Origin of the sequence: Ruegeria sp. HKCCA4008 (assembly GCF_013033125.1) — a bacterium.
Lineage (GTDB): Bacteria > Pseudomonadota > Alphaproteobacteria > Rhodobacterales > Rhodobacteraceae > Ruegeria.
This window is the reverse complement of sequence record NZ_WQDM01000002.1, coordinates 401,207-422,739: the sequence shown is the minus strand read 5'-3', so window position 1 is coordinate 422,739 and position 21,533 is coordinate 401,207. Positions and strand designations below refer to the sequence as shown.

At 58.5% G+C, this 21,533-nt stretch carries 20 protein-coding genes and 1 tRNA gene; 7 read left to right on the top strand and 14 right to left on the bottom strand.

What is annotated here, in order from left to right; translation table 11 throughout:
- Nucleotides 1–46 precede the first annotated feature (46 nt).
- The 4 genes from GOW60_RS06320 to GOW60_RS06305 form a co-directional block, all read right to left on the bottom strand.
- Nucleotides 47–1,138, bottom strand: a complete 1,092-nt coding sequence (locus GOW60_RS06320; protein WP_152457797.1) for an extracellular solute-binding protein — start codon at nucleotides 1,136–1,138, stop codon at nucleotides 47–49.
- Nucleotides 1,139–1,241: 103 nt separating this feature from the next.
- On the bottom strand, nucleotides 1,242–2,342 hold the full coding sequence (locus GOW60_RS06315; protein WP_152457796.1) for an ABC transporter ATP-binding protein: 1,101 nt from the start codon (nucleotides 2,340–2,342) through the stop codon (nucleotides 1,242–1,244).
- A 137-nt stretch (nucleotides 2,343–2,479) separates the two neighbouring features.
- Entirely contained in the window at nucleotides 2,480–3,190 is a 711-nt protein-coding gene (locus GOW60_RS06310; RefSeq protein ID WP_171228632.1) for an aspartate/glutamate racemase family protein, read from the bottom strand.
- Entirely contained in the window at nucleotides 3,187–4,332 is a 1,146-nt protein-coding gene (locus tag GOW60_RS06305) for a Xaa-Pro peptidase family protein (protein ID WP_171228631.1), read from the bottom strand. Before GOW60_RS06305 ends, GOW60_RS06310 begins: the two co-directional genes overlap by 4 nt.
- 194 nt (nucleotides 4,333–4,526) lie before the next feature.
- Here GOW60_RS06305 and GOW60_RS06300 point away from each other — a divergent pair, with 194 nt between their 5' ends.
- Nucleotides 4,527–5,711, top strand: coding sequence for a M24 family metallopeptidase (locus GOW60_RS06300; RefSeq protein WP_171228630.1), 1,185 nt, complete (start codon nucleotides 4,527–4,529; stop codon nucleotides 5,709–5,711).
- Between the two features lie 33 nt (nucleotides 5,712–5,744).
- Here GOW60_RS06300 and GOW60_RS06295 read toward each other — a convergent pair whose 3' ends face one another.
- Nucleotides 5,745–6,587, bottom strand: a complete 843-nt coding sequence (locus tag GOW60_RS06295; protein WP_171228629.1) for a LysR family transcriptional regulator — start codon at nucleotides 6,585–6,587, stop codon at nucleotides 5,745–5,747.
- 106 nt (nucleotides 6,588–6,693) lie between these two features.
- Here GOW60_RS06295 and GOW60_RS06290 point away from each other — a divergent pair, with 106 nt between their 5' ends.
- From GOW60_RS06290 to GOW60_RS06270, 5 genes are read left to right on the top strand one after another with little or no spacing between them, the layout of a single operon-like run.
- Nucleotides 6,694–7,293 carry an amino acid synthesis family protein gene (locus GOW60_RS06290; protein ID WP_171116235.1) on the top strand — a complete coding sequence of 200 codons (600 nt, stop codon included), beginning with the start codon at nucleotides 6,694–6,696 and terminating at the stop codon, nucleotides 7,291–7,293.
- A complete protein-coding gene (locus GOW60_RS06285; protein WP_171228628.1) occupies nucleotides 7,265–8,053 on the top strand; it encodes an alpha/beta fold hydrolase in 789 nt (262 codons plus the stop codon). Before GOW60_RS06290 ends, GOW60_RS06285 begins: the two co-directional genes overlap by 29 nt.
- Nucleotides 8,050–8,967 (top strand): flavin reductase family protein, encoded by a 918-nt coding sequence (locus GOW60_RS06280; RefSeq protein WP_171228627.1) that lies wholly within the window; start codon nucleotides 8,050–8,052, stop codon nucleotides 8,965–8,967. The genes GOW60_RS06285 and GOW60_RS06280 overlap by 4 nt, the downstream gene beginning before the upstream one ends.
- Nucleotides 8,968–8,970: 3 nt before the next feature.
- Complete coding sequence (locus GOW60_RS06275; protein ID WP_171228626.1) at nucleotides 8,971–10,005, top strand: LLM class flavin-dependent oxidoreductase; 1,035 nt, start codon at nucleotides 8,971–8,973, stop codon at nucleotides 10,003–10,005.
- 9 nt (nucleotides 10,006–10,014) lie between these two features.
- Nucleotides 10,015–11,493, top strand: coding sequence for an aldehyde dehydrogenase (locus GOW60_RS06270; RefSeq protein WP_171228625.1), 1,479 nt, complete (start codon nucleotides 10,015–10,017; stop codon nucleotides 11,491–11,493).
- A gap of 423 nt (nucleotides 11,494–11,916) precedes the next feature.
- Here GOW60_RS06270 and GOW60_RS06265 read toward each other — a convergent pair whose 3' ends face one another.
- From GOW60_RS06265 to GOW60_RS06245, 5 genes are read right to left on the bottom strand one after another with little or no spacing between them, the layout of a single operon-like run.
- Nucleotides 11,917–12,705: an SDR family NAD(P)-dependent oxidoreductase gene (locus tag GOW60_RS06265; RefSeq protein ID WP_171168429.1), complete on the bottom strand. Its 789-nt coding sequence runs from the start codon at nucleotides 12,703–12,705 to the stop codon at nucleotides 11,917–11,919.
- Between the two features lie 22 nt (nucleotides 12,706–12,727).
- Nucleotides 12,728–13,696, bottom strand: coding sequence for an LLM class oxidoreductase (locus GOW60_RS06260; protein ID WP_171228624.1), 969 nt, complete (start codon nucleotides 13,694–13,696; stop codon nucleotides 12,728–12,730).
- A 12-nt stretch (nucleotides 13,697–13,708) separates the two neighbouring features.
- Entirely contained in the window at nucleotides 13,709–14,485 is a 777-nt protein-coding gene (locus tag GOW60_RS06255) for a CmcJ/NvfI family oxidoreductase (protein WP_171228623.1), read from the bottom strand.
- A gap of 49 nt (nucleotides 14,486–14,534) precedes the next feature.
- Nucleotides 14,535–14,837: a DUF1330 domain-containing protein gene (locus GOW60_RS06250; RefSeq protein ID WP_171228622.1), complete on the bottom strand. Its 303-nt coding sequence runs from the start codon at nucleotides 14,835–14,837 to the stop codon at nucleotides 14,535–14,537.
- Nucleotides 14,838–14,855: 18 nt separating this feature from the next.
- The gene (locus GOW60_RS06245; protein ID WP_152457782.1) at nucleotides 14,856–15,563 is read right to left on the bottom strand and encodes an NAD(P)H-dependent oxidoreductase; all 708 of its coding nucleotides are present in this window, start codon (nucleotides 15,561–15,563) and stop codon (nucleotides 14,856–14,858) included.
- Nucleotides 15,564–15,674: 111 nt separating this feature from the next.
- On the opposite strand from GOW60_RS06245, the gene GOW60_RS06240 reads away from it, so the two are divergent.
- Complete coding sequence (locus tag GOW60_RS06240; RefSeq protein WP_171228621.1) at nucleotides 15,675–16,604, top strand: LysR family transcriptional regulator; 930 nt, start codon at nucleotides 15,675–15,677, stop codon at nucleotides 16,602–16,604.
- A 52-nt stretch (nucleotides 16,605–16,656) separates the two neighbouring features.
- Here the strand turns inward: GOW60_RS06240 and GOW60_RS06235 are convergent.
- The 4 genes from GOW60_RS06235 to GOW60_RS06220 form a co-directional block, all read right to left on the bottom strand.
- Nucleotides 16,657–16,746, bottom strand: a tRNA-Ser gene (locus GOW60_RS06235).
- 134 nt (nucleotides 16,747–16,880) lie between these two features.
- Nucleotides 16,881–19,307, bottom strand: coding sequence for a DUF3772 domain-containing protein (locus tag GOW60_RS06230; protein ID WP_171228620.1), 2,427 nt, complete (start codon nucleotides 19,305–19,307; stop codon nucleotides 16,881–16,883).
- Complete coding sequence (locus tag GOW60_RS06225; RefSeq protein WP_171228619.1) at nucleotides 19,307–20,341, bottom strand: cysteine synthase A; 1,035 nt, start codon at nucleotides 20,339–20,341, stop codon at nucleotides 19,307–19,309. The genes GOW60_RS06230 and GOW60_RS06225 overlap by 1 nt, the downstream gene beginning before the upstream one ends.
- Before the next feature lie 68 nt (nucleotides 20,342–20,409).
- Nucleotides 20,410–21,525 carry an NUDIX domain-containing protein gene (locus tag GOW60_RS06220; RefSeq protein WP_171228618.1) on the bottom strand — a complete coding sequence of 372 codons (1,116 nt, stop codon included), beginning with the start codon at nucleotides 21,523–21,525 and terminating at the stop codon, nucleotides 20,410–20,412.
- Nucleotides 21,526–21,533 lie beyond the last annotated feature (8 nt).

Below are 21,533 nucleotides of genomic sequence, written 5' to 3'. Positions count from 1 at the left end.
AGGGGCAGTTTCCCGCCCCTGACAGTGTCACCAATTCAAAACTGGATTATTGCGCCAGCCACGCCTGGAATTTGGCGTCGATGTCGTCACGGTAGTCCGCCCAGAACTCATAGTTGTACAGGAACGTGTTCTTGGCGTTTTCCGGATCGGTTGGCATATGGGGTGCCATATCGATACCCAGTTCGGCATGCTTACCCACCAGCGGAGCCGACGATGCACGGGCCGGGCCGTACGAGATGTACTTGGCCTGATCCGCCAGACGCTGGGTATCGGTCGCGAACATGATGTAGTCCAGCGCGCGCTTCTGACGCTCTTCGCTCAGACCAGCGGGAATGATCCAACCATCCAGATCGAACACCTGGGCGTCCCAAAGCATGGCGACCGGCTGCTTCTGCTCTTCGATTACGCTGAACAAACGGCCGTTATAGGTAGAACCCATGACAACCTCTCCATCGGCCAGCAGCTGCGGCGTGTCGGCACCCGCAGACCACCAGACAACGCTGTCTTTGATGGTGTCTAGCTTGGCCAGCGCCTGATCCTGACCTTCCGGAGTGGCCAGAACGTCATAGACATCTTCCTTCGCGACGCCATCGCACAAAAGGGCCCATTCCATATTGTTGATCGGGCGTTTTTCCAACGAGCGCTTGCCGGGGTAAGCTTCCAGATCGAACACAGCGCAGATATCGGTTGGGGGTGTATCGCCGACCAGGTCAGTACGGTAACCGAAGGTGGTTGAGTACACGATCTGCGGAATAAAGCAGTCGCTGACCAACAGGTCGCCGAAATCTTCGGAGGCAGGTGTGCCATCCGGCGCGGGGGCAAGCTGGGTGTCAAAGTCGATTTCCAGCGCAAGCCCTTCGTCACACAGACGAATTGCGTCTGCGGCCACAACATCGACCACGTCCCAGGTGATATTGCCGGCTTCGTTCATCGCGCGCAGTTTTGCAACCGCTTCGGCCGAGCTGTCATCATTCAGGATGGTGACACCTGTCTTTTCAGAATAGGGCTCGTGATACGCCTTCAGCTGCGATTTGGAATAAGCGCCGCCCCAGGAAACGATCGTCATCTCCTCGGCGAACGCACCGCCGGCAACCGCCCCAACTGCAGCTGCTGTCAACAATGTTTTGGTTTTCTTCATGAATTACTCCCAGTTCTTCCCGTTTATGTGTGTGGTCGACTGATGCACGGGTTTTCACCAGCCGGTCCCTCAGTGAGGTCGCGCTTGTTCCGCGCGACTTGGCCTATGCGTCGAGCGCACGACAATCCTGAGCCAGCCAGCCGATCTCGATCTCCTGACCTGGGGTCAGGCGGATTGCGTCTGGCGCGTTCCGTGTTTTGACGATGAATTCATCATTTCCTGCAACGGACATGCGGAAACGGAATACGTCACCCATGTAGATGAATTCTTTGACAGTCGCTTTCAGCGTATGAGCATCGGCGTGCAAGCGATCCTTGTTGAATTCCACCCGCTCAGGCCGGATTGACACCTTTGTCCTTTCGCCCGGATTGCGAACATTTATCGGAACCGCGTCAATTTCAGAGCCATCATCAAGTTGGACAAGGCATGTGTCGCCATCAATCGATTTAATGACACCTTCCAAGGTGTTGTTTTCCCCGATGAATTGGGCAACAAAGCTGTTTTCTGGTTCTTCATAAAGTTGATCAGGCGGTGCAAGCTGCTGAATACGGCCGTCGTCGAACACAGCGACACGATCCGACATAGTCAACGCTTCGGTCTGGTCATGCGTCACATAGACCGTGGTAATTCCAAGCTCATGCGCAAGACGCGTGATTTCAAACTGCATATGCTCGCGCAGCTGTTTGTCCAGTGCGCCCAGGGGTTCATCCATCAACACCAGTTCGGGTTCGAAAACCAAGGCGCGCGCCAAGGCTATTCGTTGTTGCTGACCGCCAGACAACTGAGCCGGGCGTCGCCCACCAAACGCACCCATCTGAACCATATCCAGGGCACGCTGAACCTTTTCATCCCGTTCAGACTTCCCCAATTTGCGAACTTCCAAGGGGAATGAAAGGTTTTCGGCCACCGTCATATGCGGAAACAGGGCGTAGTTCTGGAAGACCATGCCAATCCCACGCTTGTGTGGAGGGATATTGTTGATGGGCTTCCCGTCAAGAAGGATTTCGCCATGTGTGGCGGTTTCGAATCCGGCAAGCATCATAAGGCAGGTTGTCTTTCCAGACCCGGACGGCCCGAGCATGGTCAGGAATTCGCCTTTAGGCATTGCAAGGTTGAGATCTTTGACAACGAGATTCTCGCCATCATAAGATTTTTGTACGCGTTGGAATTCAACAAACGCGGCATCAGTATTTGTGTCGGTCACAAGACCCCCTGTTGCGTCAAATGATTATCCGAGAGTTGCGGATTTCATTGATCTGTAGTCAGCAGTTAAGACCATGCAGTAGGCACTTGGCAACATTAGATGACGCTTTTGCGAATATTCATATCATATTTGCTGTTTCAATCAGCAAGATTGAGGCGACCCATATGCCATGCAAGACTTTGATTGCTTGAAAGAACAGGCTTACCAATCCGTTTGCGAATCTCAGGGATTGCTTCAATGGTCCGAAGGTTGGTGCAGCTAATGAATACCGCTTCTACCGACGGATCAGATCCCAATTCTGTCGCAGCTTCGATCACGGACTGCACCGAAATCCGAGCAACCTTTGCCTCTTCGGCCTGCCCGAATGTCCCGAAAACATCCATGGTTATTCCGTTTTCCGAAAACGCGGCACGCAGCGGTGCGTTGACCTCTTCGACATAAGGCGACAGCAGCGCAAACCTGGACACGCCAAGATCCGCGGCGCAGGCCGTGGCCGCGCGCAAAGGGTTCGTAACCTCTTTTGTATTGCACGACTGTTTGACAAGTTCCTCCACACGTTCTGATCCAATGACGGAACTTGCGGACGTGCAGCCATAACCCACCACCCGGAAAGGACGCGCGCTGGGCAGCAATCCCGCCGCCGCCGGCAGGGCCTCTTCCATCTCGGCCAGGGTTTCCGGTGTCACTTCAATGCCGCTGGGTATCCGTGTTACATACAACGGGTTTTTCCGGCCCGAGAAAATCGTGCTGAATTCCGGCTCAATCGTCTCGTCGACCTGAAGAACAATCAATCCAAGCGGCGGGGCTTGCGGGTCGTCCTCGTCAAGCGTGTAAGGCACGTAGGTCATAGCTGGATCATCTCCGGCCCGATACGCGGGCTGATAAAGCGCGGAACATCGTCTGTTACGACGATGTTTTCTTCGTGAACCAAGATCTTGCCACCAACGGCAATGCCCGGCTCCAAGGTCAGCACCATGCCGGGCTCAAGAACGGTCTGGTCCGTCGGGATGAGCGAGGGCCATTCGGTCAGCGACATTCCCAACCCGTGCCCCAACCGACCGGCATCCGTGCCTTCGGGTGCCTTGGTCAGCACGGTGTTCATGGCATGAAACAGCTCTGCTGCGGTGGCGCCGGGGCGGGCAATCTCGAAAGCAGCATCAGACGCCTCAATCAGCCTGGCGTAAGCAGATTTCACGTCCGGATTTGCTGGGCCGACCGACCAGTTGCGGTCGAAGTCACTGAAATAGCCATCCCAGACCAAGCCGGTATCAAGCATCAGTACATCGCCATCCTCCAAGGGGGACGAAGACGCCGGCGATATTACGTCAGAGTAACCGCCCTGCTCTGCCCCACCTGCGAGATACGGCACCCAGTCGGCACCCTCTTCCAGACAGAGTATCTGGAAACCGCGAAATACTTCATCCAAAGGCACGCCTGCCCGAGCAATCTCGGGAACTCGGGCAAATGCCCGGCCGGCTATGGCGCATGCGGTTTCGATCTTGGCGATTTCCGCCTCGGATTTGACCATGCGAAGTTGGCGCAAAATACCGTGATCTCCGGTGATGTGGCGCGAACCGAGCCTGTTTCGCAGGCGTTCGATATCCGACATGGGCATACGCGCGTGCGTCTCGTGACCATCGGGCATTCCAATACGGCTTTTGACGGGTGTCAATTCCGTCAAGGCATCCGTCAAAAGCGAGACGCCGTCATCCTGAAGGTCGGGTGAGCTCCATGTTCGGATGTCGTCGATCCAGGTTTGCCCCATCAACGAGGCGCCGATCGAGGGGATGACCGCAACCGGTTTACCGGCCGCAGGCAGGATCAGGAACCACGGACGGGTCGGGCTTTCCCAGAATCTGGTCAGGTATCCGGTAAAGTAACGCACGTCGGTTTCCGTGGTCAGCAGCAGCGCCGACAGGCCCGCGGCATTCATCATCACCTGTGCGCGTTCGGTGCGCGCTGCGAATTCTGCTGGCTCGAACCCTCTCATCCGGCGACCTCAGAGGTGGGGCGCCGCATGCAGGCTGAACCGTTGAAACGACACCGCTTGAATGGCCCGGTGCTATGGCCCGTTCGGTGTAGATTGATATCGGCTTTCATGCAGCCCCCTGAATTTTCGTTCGTTGACGTGAGCGGATCGGTAGGGTTCTGTCAACCAAAGTCTTTTGTTGACCGGAGGCGCCAATGACCCACTCTGATCCAGCCTTCAGCCGGGCGGAATATGATCGCCGTCTTGCCAAGACCCGAAAGGCGATGGCCGCAAAGGGAATTGACTGCCTTTTTGTCGAAGACCCCTCGAACATCGGATGGCTCACCGGGTACGAGGGCTGGTCTTTTTACGTTCACCAGGGTGCCTTGATCTTTCTTGACGCGGACCCGATCTGGTGGGGGCGCCGGCAGGATGCAAACGGTGCGCTGCGCACGGTGTGGATGGGGGACGATCGGGTTTTCGGATACGCGGATCACTTCGTGCAGTCGACCGCACGGCATCCAATGCAGGATCTGGCCAAACTTATTGCGGACTGCGGACACGGCCAAAGCCGAATTGGGGTGGAGCTGGACAATTATTACTACTCGGCCAAAGCCCATATTACTTTGACAACGGAACTACCCGGGGCAACCCTGATCGATGCAACGGCCTTGGTCAACTGGCAACGGGTCGTGAAATCCGACGAAGAAATCGCCCTGATGCGCAAGGCGGCCCGGATTTCAGAGTTTGTGACTGACGGCGTGCTTGAGCGCGTTGAACCCGGCCTGCGCAAGAACGAGCTGGTCGCTCAGATCTACCATGACGCAATCACGGGCGTCGGTGATGACTGGGGGGATTACGCAGCCATCGTCCCACTTTTGCCGTCCGGGTCAGATGCCGCCGCGCCGCACCTGACCTGGAATGGAGATGTGTTCAAATCGGGCGAATGCACCTTCTTCGAGCTCTCTGGCTGCTATCGCCGATATCATGCTCCGTTCTGCCGGTCGGTATTTCTGGGTCAACCGCCTGATTATCTCAAAAGGGCCGAGGCGGCCTTGGTCGAGGGGTTGGAAGCGGGTCTGGAGGCTGCGCGCCCCGGCAATCGCGCGAAGGATATCGCCAAAGCGCTGGCGGCGCCTCTCGAACGTGCGGGGATCGAACGCGGTGCTCGCTGTGGCTATCCTGTCGGCCTCAGCTATCCTCCGGACTGGGGCGAACGCACGATCTCGCTGCGGGACGAAGACAATACGATCCTCGAAGCAGGCATAACATTTCACTTCATGCCCGGGCTCTGGATGGATGATTGGGGGCTTGCGATCACCGAAACCATCCTGATCAAGGAAAACGGTCCTGCAGAGTGTCTGTGCAAACGACCACGCAAAGTATTCGTCAAGCCCTGAGTGGTGCACGAACGATCCTAGGCCCGCGCCTGATCAAACACGTATCTGTTCAAGCAACCAGTCCCGAAACAATGCGGCCGCCGGATTGCTGGCATCGGCGGAAAGATAATACCCTTCGTTGCAGTCGACAGTGCTGTCATGTGCGCTTTCGACAAGACCGGTTATCATCGCATGTTTCGCCAGGAACTCGCTGATCAGGGCAACCCCGCTGCCATGAACCGCCAATTGAAGCGCCATGCCGAACGTATCGACGAAAACGGCAGGCTGCCGCTGCACGTCCTGCTTGTCGAACCACGTCTTCCATCCGCTTGAAGTGCCGACTGCCTCTATCAGGGGAAGGTCAAACGGATCCCCTGCAAGCGTCGGCGCCTTGAGAGCGACAAGCCTGTCCGGCCACAAACGTTCGGCCCCCCTGCCCACTTGTTTTTCCGATCCGAACCTGACCTGAACGTCAGCTTGCGACGCGTGAAAATCGTCAGGCCAGATTGCGCTGAGCAGCCGCACGCTGATCTCTGGATTGCGGGTGGTGAAGTCCGCGAGGTTTGGGGCGATGACCCATTGCGCGACGCTGACAGATGTGGCCACCGTCAGGACGTCTCCTGGTGCGCTTGCGTCGGCCCTTCCGGCGGCGGCGGCAAGCGCCTCAAGCGCTCTGCCGACTTCGGGCAACAGTTTCCGCCCTGCATCCGTCAGGGCCAGACTGCGCGGATGCCTTATGAAAAGCGCTGTCCCCAGACGCATCTCAAGGGATTTCACCTGCTGACTGACGGCCGATTGGGTCAGGCCGATTTCCTCGGCCGCCGCGGTAAAACTCAGGGTCCGGGCCGCCGCCTCGAAGGATCGGAACCAGGTCAGGGGGGGAAGTGATTTTGCCATTGATCAAGTTAGCCATTAATCTTTTTAATGCGAAAGCACATAATTCAATCATTTGTCAAAAACCACACCCGTTTCTACTTTCTCCCAGCGCGACAGGAGAGGTGTGATGAAGCCGGAAATACGCAAGATTGTTACCTACGACGAGGAAGTTCTTGTCGAGGGATTTCGCCCTGCGGAAATCCCATGGCGCATGTTCGCCGTGGCCGCAGTGATTACCAATCCCTGGGCGGGTCGATATGTCGAAGACCTCAAACCGGAAATCCACGCATATGGCCCCGTACTGGGAAAGATGATGACGGACCGCATGATCGCGTTGGCCGGCAGTGGCGACGCAATCGAAGCCTATGGAAAGGCAGCCGTCGTCGGGCTGAATGGCGAGGTCGAGCACGCCTCGGGCATTATTCATACCCTTCGGTTCGGCAACCACTACCGGCAGGCGGTCAGCGCGAAATCCTATCTGGCTTTCACGAACACGCGCGGCCCCGCAAATGCGCCGATCATGGTGCCATTGATGGACAAAAACGATGCCGGGCGGCGGTCTCACTACCTGACCGTTCAATTCTCGATCCCGGACGCACCGCGCGACGACGAAATTGTCGTCGTGCTGGGGGCGGCAACCTCGGGCAGACCGCATCACCGTATCGGCGACCGGTATCAGGATCTCAAGGATTTGGGTCATGACGTGGACAACCCGGCCGCGGTCTGAAATCGGCGGGCTGGCCGCCATCCAGACAGGCACAGGTCCGGACATCCTGTTGCTGCACGGGGTTGGCCTGCGGGCCGAAGCCTGGGGCGCGCAGTTGGACGGGTTGGCCTTGGAAGCGCGCCTGACGGCACCGGACATGCCCGGTCACGGCGAAAGCCCGCTGCGGTTTTTCGGTACGGAACTGTCGGAATACAGTGATGCCGCAGGGAACGTGCTGGGCAATCTGAACGGTCCGGTCCTTGTTGTCGGCCACTCGATGGGCGCGATGATCGCGTTGGACCTTGCCACCAAGGCGCCCGACCGGATTTGCGGCGTCGTGGCAATGAATGCCGTTTTTGAACGCAGCGCAAAGGCCGCGCTGGCGGTTCGGGAACGTGCGACGGAACTGGATGGGGAAACACCGGTTGACCCAACCAGCACGTTGCGCCGGTGGTTCGGTGACATCGGTTCGCCTGAACGTGATGCCTGCTGCGACTGGCTGACGGCCATGGATCCGGCTGCTTACAAGCTGGCCTATACGGTTTTTGCCCAAGGCCAAAATCCGCGGCGCGACGCGTTGCGGAAACTTCGCTGCCCCGCGTTGTTCATAACCGGCAGTCAGGAGCCGAACTCCACCCCGGACATGTCGCGGAAAATGGCCGAAGTCACCCCGAATGGCCGCGCGCTGATCATCGATGGGGCGGCCCATATGATGCCGATGACCCATGCAAGTCAGGTCAACGCCGCCATTTCCAGCTTTCAAAGCGAGGTGCAATCATGACCGAACTCGACCCCCGCGACCTCCGGCGGGCATTCGGCAAATTCATGACCGGTGTGACCGTAGTTACCACGCGCAGCGCCTCTGGCATGGCCCTGGGCTTCACGGCAAATTCCTTCACTTCGGTTTCGCTCGACCCGCCGCTGTTGATCGTCTGCCCCGGCAAGAACTTGTCTTCATACGGCGAATTCTCGACCTGCACCCATTTCACGGTGAGTGTTCTGGCCGAGGGGCAAGAGGATGTGTCCAACACCTTCGCCGGCTTCAAAGGTGATCGGTTCGCCAAGACCGACCATGACCTCGACGCGCGAGAGATCCCTTTGATCAACGGAGCAGTCGCAACATTTTCCTGCCGGACCCACCAAGTGATCGAGGCAGGAGACCATTGCGTTCTGATCGGACAGGTCGAAGCCTATTCCCACAACGACCGCCCGGCGCTGGGCTACGCGAACGGGCAGTATTTCAGCCTTGGCCTGGAACGCGGCGCGCTTGAACCGACGGGGCGCCGGACCGTCTGTGGCGCAATCATCGAACACGAAGGCCGCGTGCTGCTTGAGAAAACGGATGCCGGTTTCAGGCCGCCGCAGGTCACATTGTCCGACCGGCGACAGTTGCGCGACAGCCTTCGGCAGGATCTGCATGATCGTGGCATCGACGCACGTCTCGGCGTGGTCTACTCGGTCTATGACGATGCCACAGCGCATCATGTCTACATATTGGGCAATGCGCCGGAACTTCCCAAACACGGCAAGCTTGAGGCCGTCGCGATTGAAGACCTGGCGGCCCTTGCCTACTCGACGACGCCAATCACCACCATGATTTCTCGTTTCGCGCTGGAAAGCCGAACCCGCGACTTCTCACTGTATCTGGGCAGTGCGCAGCAAGGCGACGTGCACAGCTTTTCTGAAAGGACCTGATGGATGGAGTTTTCCCTTTTTGCACACATGGAACGGCTGAGCCCCGATCAACCCCATGAGAAGCTGTATGAAGAATTCATCGCGCTGTGTAAAATGGCCGATGAGGCGGGAATGCGCGCCGTCTGGACCGGCGAGCACCACGGGATGGACTTTACGATCGCGCCCAACCCTTTGATGTCTTTGGTCGATATCGCACATCACACCAAGAACGTGCGGCTTGGCACGGGTACAGTTGTTGCACCGTTCTGGCATCCGATCAAACTGGCGGGCGAAACGGCTGCGGCGGACCTGATGACAGGCGGCCGTATCGAGCTGGGCATCGCCCGCGGCGCCTATTCGTATGAATATGAACGGATGATGCCGGGAATGGATGCATGGGATGCTGGCCAGCGCATGCGGGAAATCGCGCCGCTTTTGCCCCGGCTGTGGGCGGGTGACTGTGCCCATGATGGAGAGTATTTCAAATTCCCCGCCACTACCTCGGCCCCCAAACCGGTGCAACCCGGCGGACCACCGATCTGGATCGCGGCGCGGGATCCGAACAGTCATGAATTCGGTGTGCAGAACGGCTTCAACATTCAGGTCACACCGCTCTGGCAGGGCATGCAAGAGATTCAAACGCTGATGGGCCGCTTTGAAGATGCATGCGCAAACCATGAGGGGCCGCGCCCCAAGATCATGCTGCTGCATCACACTTACGTTGGCAGCGACGATGATGATCTGGGTCTGGCCGCTCGGGAATTGTCGCGCTTCTACAACTATTTCGGGGCCTGGTTTCAAAACAAGCGGCCAGTCCGGCAGGGCTTGATCCAGACGTTGACGGATGAAGAGATGGCGGCCAATACGATGATGGCACCGGAAAACCTGGCGCGTGATCTGACTGTCGGAACCCCGGATGGGGTCACGGAACGTCTGAAACGATACGAAGATCTGGGCTATGATGAGTATTCGTTCTGGATAGACAGCGGTATGAGTTTCGAACGCAAACGCGCATCGCTGGCCCGTTTCATCGACGACGTCATGCCAAAGTTTCAGTGAGGATCGATGATGCATCAGAAACCACATTTCCAGCTTTACATCGACGGTGCGTGGACCGAAGGGGCACGCGGGCAAGTGATGCATTCGCAAAACCCGGCGACGGGCCAGGACTGGTCCAGTTTCGCCTGCGCCGCACCCGAAGACGTTGACCGCGCCGTGTCCGCGGCGCGTCGGTCACTTGATGATCCCGCGTGGCGCGACATGACGCAAACTGCACGCGGCAAACTGTTGTTCAAACTTGCCGAACTGATCGAGGAAAACGCCGGACACCTGGGCCAGCTTGAGACCACCGACAGCGGAAAGCTGCTTGCCGAAACCGCAAGCCAAACAGCCTATGTCGGTGACTATTATCGATATTATGCAGGGCTTGCGGACAAGATCGAAGGGGCGGTTCTTCCGATCGACAAACCGGACATGCACGTCTTCACCAAACGCGAACCGATTGGCGTGGTGGTCGCAATCGTCCCCTGGAACGCACAGATGTTCCTGACCGCAACCAAGCTTGGCCCCGCGATAGCAGCAGGCTGTTCGGTCGTGCTGAAGGCCTCTGAAATTGCGCCCGCTCCGATGCTGGAGTTCGCGCGGCTGATCGATGAAGCTGGCTTTCCGCCCGGTGTCGTCTCTGTCATTACGGGGGATGCCGAAAACTGCGCCATCCCGCTTACCCGGCACCCGGATGTGGACCGGATCGCATTCACCGGCGGCCCGGAAACAGCGCGCCATGTCGTGCGCAATTCGGCTGAAAACTTCGCGGTGACCACTTTGGAACTGGGCGGGAAATCCCCGATCATCGTTTTTGATGATGCCAATCTGGATGGCGCCGCCAATGGTTTGATTGCGGGAAACTTCGGCGCCTCGGGTCAAAGCTGCGTGGCCGGCTCGCGCGGGTTGATACATCGCCCGGTACTGGACGCGCTTGTTGACAAGATCGAAGAGAAGATGAAGGGCGTCGCAATCGGCGACCCGTTGGAAACGGCCACCCATGTTGGCCCGCTCTGCACCGCAGCTCAGGTGGAAAGAATTCAGGCGACTTTGGCGAAAGCCACAGAACAAGGCGCACGCATCCGCTTCGGGGGAAAACCTCTGGACCGGCCGGGCAACTTCATGGCCCCTACGCTGGTGGAGTGTTCGAGCCCAGAGACCGAGACGCTGAAGGTCGAAATGTTCGGCCCTGTAATGTCTCTGCTGCCATTCGATACGGAAGAAGAAGCGATCGCATTGGCCAACGACTCGCTGTTCGGGCTTGGGTCTGGCGTTTTCACTGAAAATGTTGCCCGCGCCCATCGGGTTTCATCCCGTCTGAAATCGGGAATTTGTTGGATCAACACTTACCGCGCGGTGTCCCCGATTGCTCCGTTTGGTGGCTACAATCAATCCGGCTATGGCAGGGAAGCCGGGATCGAGGCCATTCACGACTACACAAGGACCAAAACCGTATGGTTGAATACGTCGGAACAGCCAATGTCGAACCCATTCATCATGCGGTAACAAGATCCTGCTGCATTGTTTTGTCAAAGCTGTCGGACTTTAGCGTTTAGGGTCATCTGCAAACCCTCTTGTAACTGTCCCAGCCAAATAGCTGCGTCTTCAAATCTCGTGCACGCAATAAAGTCCGAGTTTTGAGCCAGCATCTTTTCACCAATCTCGTCCTCAGAGTTTTGCGGGCGCACGAGGGAATATCTGCAAAGAGATAATAATATCTGGTGCCCATCAGATGTAGTGACGAAGGCGGTGGGTCTGGTGTCGAAAACCTGCTCCGGTAATCCCAACTGCGCGACGCGCAGGTCCCAGACGCCCACCTGCCACTTTGGCTTGCCGGAGGCATGGCCACTGAGGTCGAAGCACTGTGCCTGGCCCAAGCGGGACCGAACACCTCAAAGCCGGCGCAAGAGCAACGGGCATATCGCGGATCTAAACTCCGCCGCCGGTCAGCGTCGCGATAGCATCCTTGACCCGCGCCGCGTGATCGCGGTCGGCCGCCGCTGAGTGTGGATCAGAAAAATGTCCGCTGTCATTGTCGAAATACAGCCCCGAGGCATTGGCAAATTCGTCCGACAGCGCGGCCCGTCGCAGGATATCAGCGCCGATCGCCAAGTCATTGCCGGCCATTCCAAAACCCTCTCGGACCATCTTTGAGGCCAGAAGCGAGCCAGGGTTGACCGCGACGAAGACTGGGCCTTTTGGGTGCGCGCGCGCCATTTCCCGTGACCAGATCGTGATCGCCAGCTTGCTTTGCGCATAGGCCTCCATGTCACTCAATTGCCGCTTACCGTGCATCGCTTCTACATCCACCGGCGCCTGCGCGGCCGATGAAAGGTTCACCACGCGCCCTTCGGCTGGGATGATCGGCAACAGCCGTCGGGTCAGCACATGGGGCGTCAGCGCGTTTACCACGAACCGAACATCCATCCCGTCGGCCCGGCGTGGGTGCGGAGTCTTGTAGACACCGGCATTGTTGATCAGAACGTCCAGCCGGTCGTGCCGGGCGCGCACGGCGTCAGCAAGCGCGGCGGCTTCGTCCAGATCGGAAAGATCGGCGCGGAAGGTCTCGGGGTTGCCGCCAACCGTCTGCGCGGCGGCCTTCAGCTTGTCAGAGCTGCGTCCGTGCAGCAGCACGCGGTGGCCTTCGGCCGCCAGTGTATTGGCGGTCAACAGGCCGATGCCGTCGGTCGCGCCGGTGATCAGTATAGTCTTGGGCATTGAGGCCTCCTTGGGGATGAAATCAGTCGTGAAACTCGGGCAGGACCTCGTCGGCCAGCCGGTGCAGGGTGGGTTCGATCCCGGCCACGTTAAAGCGCAGGTTCAGTGCCACATGGTTGATGCCCAAATCGCGGATCTCGTGCAGGTAGCGGCGCAGGTAATCGGTGCCGGCACTGAACCCAAGATGGATCGGGCGCGGCGGAGCGTCGGCTTGGTCCACCAGATCAACATAGAGCGACTGCATCACCGGTTTGTCGGGCAAGCCGGCCTGTGCCACGCGCGCTCGATAGTCGGCCACAACGCGGGACTGCGCCGCCGCACCACGCGGATAGGTCATCCAGCCGTCACCGTGGCGCGCCACCCACTCTGGCGTCTGCTGGCTGCCACCGGTGATAAGCAGCGGCAGGCGCCCGGCGGCAGGCTTAGGCAACATGTCGATACCGCCCGAGAGGTCGCCCTGCGGGTTGTCCAGTCGCGGGTAATCCTGCGCCATGGCGCGGATATAGGCGAGGCTGTCACGGAAGCGCGCCCCGCGATCAGAGAAATTCTTGTTCAGCGCCGGATATTCCTCGGGACGATCCCCCGAGGCCACCCCCAGAAGCAGCCGCCCGCCCGACAGCTGGTCGGCCGAGGCTGCCGCCTTGGCCACATGGGCCGGGTGCCGTAATGGCAGCACGATCGAAGCCACGCCAAGCGCGATGTCGCGCGTCGCAACACCCAGCGCGCCGAGATAGACGAAAGGATCGAAAACCTGCCCCGCATCGCCAAACGAGGGCACGTTGAAGGGCACGTCTCGCAGCCAAAGCGCGGCAAAGCCCAGTTCGTCGGCCAGCACGGCACGCTCCAGATGGCGCGTCATAGTAGGTACCGGATCGTTGCGATTTGCCTCGAGCGGGACCACTAGCCCAATGCTCAGCTGGCCGGGGCGGAACACCGCGTTGAACGCGCGGTTCAGCGGCGCGAAGTTTGGCGTGTTGGATTTGTCCAGCATTTTCTGCCTTTCTCAGAACCGCACCAGCGCCCGGCTTTCCAGGCTTTTGCGGATGTTGTGCCGATCAGAATCTTCGACAAGATCAATCGCGCTGTGGCCCACCGTTGGACGGCCACGATTGTCGTAGATGTTGAACCAAACGATCTCGTCCGGCGTCATGCGCGACAGATACACCCAATCATGAAGCGGATTGGCCGCCAGGCCGAGGATACGACCGCGCCGGTCGGGATAGATCAGGTCGATGTCGATCCAGTCCGCGTCGTCCACGGTTGCAGGGCGCACGAAACCCAGCGGGGCGGTGTTGATCGGGTTTTCCACCGGCCGCCACAGGTTAACGAAGGCGTAATGCCCCGCCGCCCAATCGCGCGCCCGCTCGGGCCCGAGGATGTCCACCAGCCGCTGGTGCGCACCTTGCGGGCTCAGGTCGCTGTGCACGTTGCGCGCGGGGCGGCGGTTGGCTGCCGGGTCGTCAATGCGCAATGTGTGGTCGAAGAACAGCACCTCGCGCGCGCCGATCCGGTCGCACAGCAGCTCGGCCAGTTCGCGGTCGTAAACCTTTTGCCAGCCGAGGGATTCGAAACTGGTCACCCGCGTCGGTGCCACACCAAATTCGAACCCGTCAGAGACAAAGCTGGCCCCTGCCCGCCCGGCACGCAGATCGGTCAGCGCCACCTCGGTCGCGGCCAGTTCGGGCGAGACCAGATTGCCAGCGATGCTGTCCGCGTCCAGCACGAATGCCTGCGGCGCGGGCTTGTGAACATGATAATTGACGGTTCCGGTCCGGGTCATGAAAGCCTCCTTGGGGGTGCCGGCCCGGCATACCGGGCCAGTGCTGCATTCAGGCGAGGTCGTCCTGCCCCGCGATCAGGTAGTGATGGCTGACCGAGCCCTTGGTGCGGGCGGCCAGGTGCGGTGCATAGGCCGGGTCCGCCATGAAGGCGCGGGCCGCCTCTTCCGAAGGCCACTCGATGATGATCCTCAGCCCGGCGGGCTGATCCTCGCCTTCCATCTGCGCGTGGGTCGCGGTACGCGCAAGATACTTGCCGCCATGTGCCGCCACGCGTTCGTTGGCGGTGGGCAGGTAGCCGGGGATCCAGTCCTCGGCGGTGGGGGTGACGTCCAGAACGGAATAATAGGTCATCGTGTATCTCCTTCGGGGTCAGAACCAAGCGACGGTGTCTTGCATCGTGCGGCGGGTCTTGGGGAATTCAGGATCTTTCGCGCGATGACCAAAGGCGAACATCACCGCCGGTTTCCATTTCGCGGTATCGACGCCGAAATGTTCGGCCAGCGTCTGCGTCGTTCGCTCCATGTCGAAGCCCTCGATCGGGCAGCTGTCGATCCCCATCAGCGCACCGGCGGTCATCATGTTGGCCAGCACGATATAGGCCTGCTTGCCCGACCAGTCGGTGATCTCGCGGTCAGAGGTGATCTTGTGATCCTCGGCCTGGAACTTGCCGTATGCGCCGTTGAAGATCTCGATCACTTCCTCGGGCAGCTGCTTCACTTGCCGGTAGTGGTCTTGCAGATAATCCGATCCGGCGCGCATCAGTTCGCCCGTCGCCGCAAGGATGATGCCGAAATGGCTGGCGGTGCCAAGCTGGCCGGTCGACCCGTTCATCATCCCGTTGGCACCCCATGAAAACTCGCGGAACAGCTCGCGCTTGTCGGGCGACTGGATCATCAGGATGCGGAAGGGCTCGTGCCCGAACGAAGTGGGCGAAAGGCGTGCAGCCTCGAGGATCGTCTCGAAGTCAGCGTCGCTCACCTTGCGTTCAGGGTCGAAGATCTTGGTGGCATGGCGAGAATTGAAGGCCTCAATGATCTGCGCGTTGATATCGGTCTTAACCTCGGTGATCGCGTTCATTTTATGTCTCCGTTGGGGTGTGTGTCGGTGTGCACCTGACTTATCACTTGCAAGAACAAGAAAAAGGTGGTGAAAAATAAGTTCAGTTTTCGTATTTTGGATATAATCTATATGGATACCGACAGCCTGCGCCTGTTCGTCATGGCGGCCGAACGGCTCAATATCAGCGCCGCCGGGCGCGAGCTTGGCCTTGCACCGGCGGTCTCGAGTGCCAGGCTGGCCAAGCTTGAGAACGAACTTGGCGTCGAGCTTTTGCACCGCACCACGCGCAAGGTGTCGTTGTCATTGGAAGGGTCGGAGTTTCTGCCTTATGCGCGTGAAATTCTCGCCCAGACGGATGCAGCGCGCGCTGCGCTCGGAGGCACGGATACCGGCCCCACAGGCACCTTGCGTTTCGCAGCCCCCAGCAGTTTTGCCCAGTTGCACATCATGCCGCTGTTGCCCGAGTTTCATCAACGCTATCCCGACCTGACGCTGGACCTGCGACTGTCGGACAAGCCCTTCGACGCCATCGAGGGCAGTTTCGACCTAGCCCTGCGCAACGCGCCGCTGGCCGATAGCAGCCTCAAGGGGCGCAAACTTTCAGATGACATCCGCCTGCTCTGCGCTGCGCCGGAATATCTCAAGCAGCACGGAGTGCCTTCGAAACCCGAGGATCTGACGGGGCATCGTTTCATCGCGTGGGCCAATCTCGACCGGCGCGAACTGGTTGATCCAGCTGGTCAGAAGGCGGTCCTGAACCCGCGCTCGATGATCAGCCGAACCATCGTCGATGACGGCACCGCGCAACGCGAAGCTACGCTTGCCGGAGCGGGGCTTTCGATCAACTCACTCTGGAGCGTGGCCCATGAACTGCGCTCCGGGCGGCTCAGGCAGGTATTGCCTGACTGGCGGCTGAATGATCATGCAGGGCTGTGGCTGATCTATCCGCGCTCGAACGTGCTGACGCCCAAGACACGAATCTTCATGGATTTTCTCGTCGAAAAACTCGGCGGCAGGTCAGGCACCGGCTGGGTCGAAGCGCAGCAGGACAGCTCGTAATCGTGCATCGCGTTCGCGGACAGGTGCAGTTCAAGTTTCGCAATGGTGATGGTGGCGGAGAGACAGGGATTCGAACCCTGGAGACGGTTTCCCGCCTACACACTTTCCAGGCGTGCGCCTTCGACCACTCGGCCACCTCTCCGTGCCGGCGATATTTGGACGAATGCCGTCGGATTTGCAAGGCCCCAATTCGACGAATTCAGGGGAATAGCGCAAATTAATCAATGCACCTACCGACGGGTGATCACAGGTCAACACGTGCTGCGATCTGGCCCCTCAGATCTCATCACCGGCATCCGGGTCCATATCCGCCTCGGTCAAATCCGCCGGAGCTTCTGCAACTTTGCGTGGCTCGTCCTGCACAGAGGCGGAAGGCTCCTGCTTGCTCGGGCCAGATGCCCGCAGGGTTTCGGGATTTCGCAGCCAGACATCACGTTGTGCGAACGGGATCTCGATCCCTGCTTCCGAGAATCTACGGTTGATTTCATGGTTCATGTCAGATTTCACCGACAGAACCCAATTCACATCCCGCAGGATCGCCCGTATTTCAAAATCCAAGGAATCTGCTCCAAACCCCTGGAACACAACGCTTGGTGCCGGGTTGGCCAAAACCATCGGATGGCTGTTGGCGATTTCGCCCAGAATGGTTTCTACCAGACGCGTATCAGTTCCGTATGCAACACCCACCGGAACGATCACCCTCCCGATCGTATTGCCGCGGGTATAGTTCGTTACAACACCGCTGATCAGGTCAGAGTTCGGAACGATAACATCCGTCCTGTCGAACGTCTCGACCCGGGTCGAACGAACGGAAATGTCCTTAACATATCCCATCATGCCATTCACATCGATCCAATCCCCCTTGGAAATCGGACGCTCGACCAAAAGGATGATGCCAGAAACGAAGTTCGACACGATTGTCTGCAAACCAAAGCCGATGCCAACAGACAGCGCGCCAGCGACGATCGCCAGCGATGACAGATCAAAACCAGCCACCATGATTGCCACCAACGCGGCAAGGAATATGCCAACGTATCCAGAACCCGCGACAATCGCGTTTTGGCCACCCGGATCTATGTTGGTTTTCGGCAGAAGCGAATTGCGCAGCCCGCTTTGCAACAGACGCGTCAGCGTATAACCGATTGCAAACACGGCAACAAAGGTCAGAAAGTTGCTGGGCGAAATTGTGACGCCACCGATATCAAAACCAAGCAGCAGGCGCGACCATGCTTCCAGCAGATCGGTTTCCCGCGCACCCCAATAGATCGCCAGAATGGGAAGCGCCAAGATGGCCAATGCAAACCCAACCAGTACGGAAAAAAGCGAATCCCCCGCGGCTTCGCCCTGCCCGGTGACCCAGCCGTAAATCTGACTGATGAACCGTTGCAGGATGACCAAGGCCCCTATCAGCACCAATGTCTTGACGGCAGGAAACACGATTGCTTCGGCCGCATTGGTGTATCCGAAAATAGCCAGCAAGGGAGACATGATCCCCAACAGGAACAAAGCCCGGCGCAGGAACTCGACCAGTTGGCTGAAACCCGCGGAACGGGTTGAGGCAGCTTGATCCGGAGGCCCGTCGGTTGTTCGAATCTGACGTACTCGCAACAACAACAAAGCCGTCGCGACAATGACCGGGAAACTGACTACGGCGCGAGTGGCGTCGGAAATGTTTTCGATCCGTTCGAACAAAAACGCCAATTCGTGCAAAACCAGCATCAGGGCAAGCAGATCGATATACACGCGCAGTTCAGTGATGCGCGCAGCGGACAGACGTTGGAACCCTTGCGACGCGCCGATCACGTATACCTGGCGACCAATCCAGTCATAGAAAAACACGATCGCCGCCCAATACGGAACATTCTGAAGCAAAAGGCTGCCCCGCAGACCCGGAACGCCTGTGAGACTGATCGCCGTGACCACGGCCACCACACCGATCCATGGCAACAGAATTCTCAGAAGTGAGATTACGAACGACCAAACCCCCGTCCCGGCCCCGCCGAGTAACCTCAGGTAGTCGCCTCCAAGTTCAGACCACCGTTTGCCAAAGATCAGCAGCACGGCTGAAATGACCAGAAGTATGAAGATTGCGAGCCCACGAGCGCGAATTTGCTCGCGCACGACATCTGAACGCAAATTCGTGATCGTTTCGTTTACCAGGCCTTGAACGGCCTCTTTGACATCTACCCATGCCGGACCCCAATATGCCGGGTTGATCGGCGAAGGGCCCTGTTCAAAGAACTCTTTTTTCTGGCGCGCACGAAGGATCTGATCAATTTCGCTAATCAGCCCGTTCGCACGGCTATACGCCTCTTCGGATATGATGCGCGGAACACGCAGGCTGTTGAGCTGTTCCTCAAGATGCACGCGAAGATTTGCTATGTCTTCAGGTTCAGTCGTGTCCCCTTCGGGTTTGGGCCCCAACGCTTTTATCTGGCTTTCCAGCGTCGTTATTCGGTCGGTATTTGCACCACGAGCTCGATTGAAGTCTTCCCTGTAACCATTTATTTCAGAACGTAAATTCTCTAACGCAGCGTCAGATGCCCGGTTCGCCTCGATGACGGCTTCGGCCCGGCTCGCGGTTTTGACCCAGCCTTGGTAATACTCACTTTGACGATCCGTCAGCTGCGCGACAGCGCTATTCGAAAACCCGACAAAGCACAGGAATAGCAGGGTCAGAAACAGGCGGACCTGTCCAAGCATCACACGTCCTCGAAAACGCCGGGAATGCTGCGCGGTGCCTCGGTCATCCAATCCGGAACCGGAAGCTCTTTTTCACGCAGGAACTCGGGGTTGAACAGCTTTGATTGATAGCGTGTGCCATAATCGCACAGGATGGTCACAATGGTATGGCCGGGCCCCATTTCCTTGGCCAGGCGCACCGCCCCTGCCATGTTGATCGCGGTCGAGCCGCCCATGACCAGGCCTTCGTCACGCAAAAGATCAAAGATGTAGGGCAGCGCTTCGTTGTCGGTGATCTGATAAGAAAAATCCGGCGTGAACCCCTCAAGGTTTTTGGTGATACGCACCTGCCCGATACCTTCGGCGATTGACCCACCTTCCATCGCGATCTCGCCTGTTGTGTAATACGAATACAGGCCAGCCCCCATGGGATCGGCAAGACCGATCTTGACGCCCTTGGGTTGCAAAACTTCGGCAACGCCTGCCAATGTCCCACCCGACCCGACCGCGCTGACGAACCCGTCAACCTTGCCGTCTGTCTGTTCCCAGATCTCGGGCCCCGTGGTTTCCACATGTGCCTGACGATTCGCCACATTGTCGAACTGGTTGGCCCAGATTGCGCCATTGGGTTCAGTCTGCGCCAGTTGCTCGGCCAGACGGCGGGAATAGTGCACGAAATTGTTGGGGTTGCGATACGGGGCCGCAGGCACCTGAACCAGCTGTGCACCCGCCAGACGCAGCATATCCTTTTTTTCTTCCGATTGGGTCTCGGGGATAACGATAACCGTTTTGAAGCCCATCGACGCACCGACCAGAGCCAGACCAATACCAGTGTTGCCGGCGGTGCCTTCCACGATGGTTCCGCCCGGCTTCAGTTCCCCGCGTGCGATGGCATCTTTGATGATAAAAAGAGCAGCACGATCCTTTACCGACTGTCCCGGGTTCATGAACTCGGCTTTGCCAAGAATCTCGCATCCGGTCTCTTCGCTGATGCGGCGCAGCCGGATCAACGGTGTTTTTCCTACTGCGTCAGCAAGATCTCGTGCAATGCGCATGGTCGCCTCTTGTCATTTGGTATCTTCGAAGATTTACAGGCGCACTGCCGGGACCACAAGCGCGATAGTCATGCGCGCAAACGATCCCGATGGCGGGCCAGCCAGTAAGCCAGAGACACCAGCTGCAAATCCTTGAAAAGATGACGGTCTGTCATATCGATGAATTCGGCGAATGGCAGAATCCGACTGCGGATATCTTCGCCTTCTATATCAAGGCCACCCGTGATGGTTGTCTGGGTAAAGTTGCCAAGCCCCACATAGAGATACATGAAACCCGTCGACGACCCGCTGGAGGAATACGCCCCGCCCGCATATTCGAGCCTGTCAAATCGAACTCCGGCTTCCTCCATGGCTTCGCGATGTGCCGTCTGTTCCGGCGTTTCGCCGGGGTCGATCATCCCGGCAACCGCTTCCCAAAGCCAGGGCTCTGGATCATCGATCAAAAACACCGGCGGTCTGAACTGCTCGACCAAAAGCACGGTGTCGCGGATCGGGTCATAGGGCAGAACGGACACCGCGCTGCCCTGCATCAAACCGCCCCGGTGCAGCACGGGCCCCATGCTGCCGTCATGCTGCCGGTGTTGAAGATCTACTTCCTCCATCCCGAAATAATCGACGTAAACGCGTTCGTGCCGGTGCACGATTACGTCTTCGGCTATGTTCCGCGGATCGCCGGTTCGCCGCTGCCTGGCCATGATCTTTGCCCAGGCACGGGTTTGAATGGCACGGACGCTGCGCGCTATGGTTTTGGGATCGACTTTGCCGAAATAGGCCATTTCTTCTTCGGCGGCGAGCGCCGTAACCTCGCCCAATTTGTCTGCCCAGCCCTGCAACGACCACAACTCACCGGGTTGCCACGCGCCCGGGGTCGGGAAAAAGACCTGCGCCTGTGCTTCGCCCCCGTCCTCCAGAATAACCTTCAGCGATTTCAGGTCATAGTCGAAGGATCCTTCGTAATAAGCCAGTCTGGCCAGATCATCGGAGGACAGGCCCTGCACCAGCAGACCTTCGGCAGCGGCACCTTTGGCGGGCAGGATCATCGGGAAATCCTGCCCCTGGACCGCGTGAACCGCGTGATCGCGCAGTTTGGCAGTGTGAAACGTTATTTCACTCAGCGGACGACCCAGGACACGCTGCAACAACGGCAGATACCGCAACGTTCCATAGAAGAACAAATCAGACAAATTCAATC

What these genes read in the sequence shown, in the direction of transcription:
- GOW60_RS06320 (WP_152457797.1), bottom strand. Translation starts at nt 1,138, where the DNA reads ATGAAGAAAACCAAAACATTGTTGACAGCAGCTGCAGTTGGGGCGGTT.
- GOW60_RS06310 (WP_171228632.1), bottom strand. Translation starts at nt 3,190, where the DNA reads ATGACCTACGTGCCTTACACGCTTGACGAGGACGACCCGCAAGCCCCG.
- GOW60_RS06305 (WP_171228631.1), bottom strand. Translation starts at nt 4,332, where the DNA reads ATGAGAGGGTTCGAGCCAGCAGAATTCGCAGCGCGCACCGAACGCGCA.
- GOW60_RS06300 (WP_171228630.1), top strand. Translation starts at nt 4,527, where the DNA reads ATGACCCACTCTGATCCAGCCTTCAGCCGGGCGGAATATGATCGCCGT.
- GOW60_RS06295 (WP_171228629.1), bottom strand. Translation starts at nt 6,587, where the DNA reads ATGGCAAAATCACTTCCCCCCCTGACCTGGTTCCGATCCTTCGAGGCG.
- GOW60_RS06290 (WP_171116235.1), top strand. Translation starts at nt 6,694, where the DNA reads ATGAAGCCGGAAATACGCAAGATTGTTACCTACGACGAGGAAGTTCTT.
- GOW60_RS06285 (WP_171228628.1), top strand. Translation starts at nt 7,265, where the DNA reads ATGACGTGGACAACCCGGCCGCGGTCTGAAATCGGCGGGCTGGCCGCC.
- GOW60_RS06280 (WP_171228627.1), top strand. Translation starts at nt 8,050, where the DNA reads ATGACCGAACTCGACCCCCGCGACCTCCGGCGGGCATTCGGCAAATTC.
- GOW60_RS06275 (WP_171228626.1), top strand. Translation starts at nt 8,971, where the DNA reads ATGGAGTTTTCCCTTTTTGCACACATGGAACGGCTGAGCCCCGATCAA.
- GOW60_RS06270 (WP_171228625.1), top strand. Translation starts at nt 10,015, where the DNA reads ATGCATCAGAAACCACATTTCCAGCTTTACATCGACGGTGCGTGGACC.
- GOW60_RS06265 (WP_171168429.1), bottom strand. Translation starts at nt 12,705, where the DNA reads ATGCCCAAGACTATACTGATCACCGGCGCGACCGACGGCATCGGCCTG.
- GOW60_RS06260 (WP_171228624.1), bottom strand. Translation starts at nt 13,696, where the DNA reads ATGCTGGACAAATCCAACACGCCAAACTTCGCGCCGCTGAACCGCGCG.
- GOW60_RS06255 (WP_171228623.1), bottom strand. Translation starts at nt 14,485, where the DNA reads ATGACCCGGACCGGAACCGTCAATTATCATGTTCACAAGCCCGCGCCG.
- GOW60_RS06250 (WP_171228622.1), bottom strand. Translation starts at nt 14,837, where the DNA reads ATGACCTATTATTCCGTTCTGGACGTCACCCCCACCGCCGAGGACTGG.
- GOW60_RS06245 (WP_152457782.1), bottom strand. Translation starts at nt 15,563, where the DNA reads ATGAACGCGATCACCGAGGTTAAGACCGATATCAACGCGCAGATCATT.
- GOW60_RS06240 (WP_171228621.1), top strand. Translation starts at nt 15,675, where the DNA reads ATGGATACCGACAGCCTGCGCCTGTTCGTCATGGCGGCCGAACGGCTC.
- GOW60_RS06230 (WP_171228620.1), bottom strand. Translation starts at nt 19,307, where the DNA reads ATGCTTGGACAGGTCCGCCTGTTTCTGACCCTGCTATTCCTGTGCTTT.
- GOW60_RS06225 (WP_171228619.1), bottom strand. Translation starts at nt 20,341, where the DNA reads ATGCGCATTGCACGAGATCTTGCTGACGCAGTAGGAAAAACACCGTTG.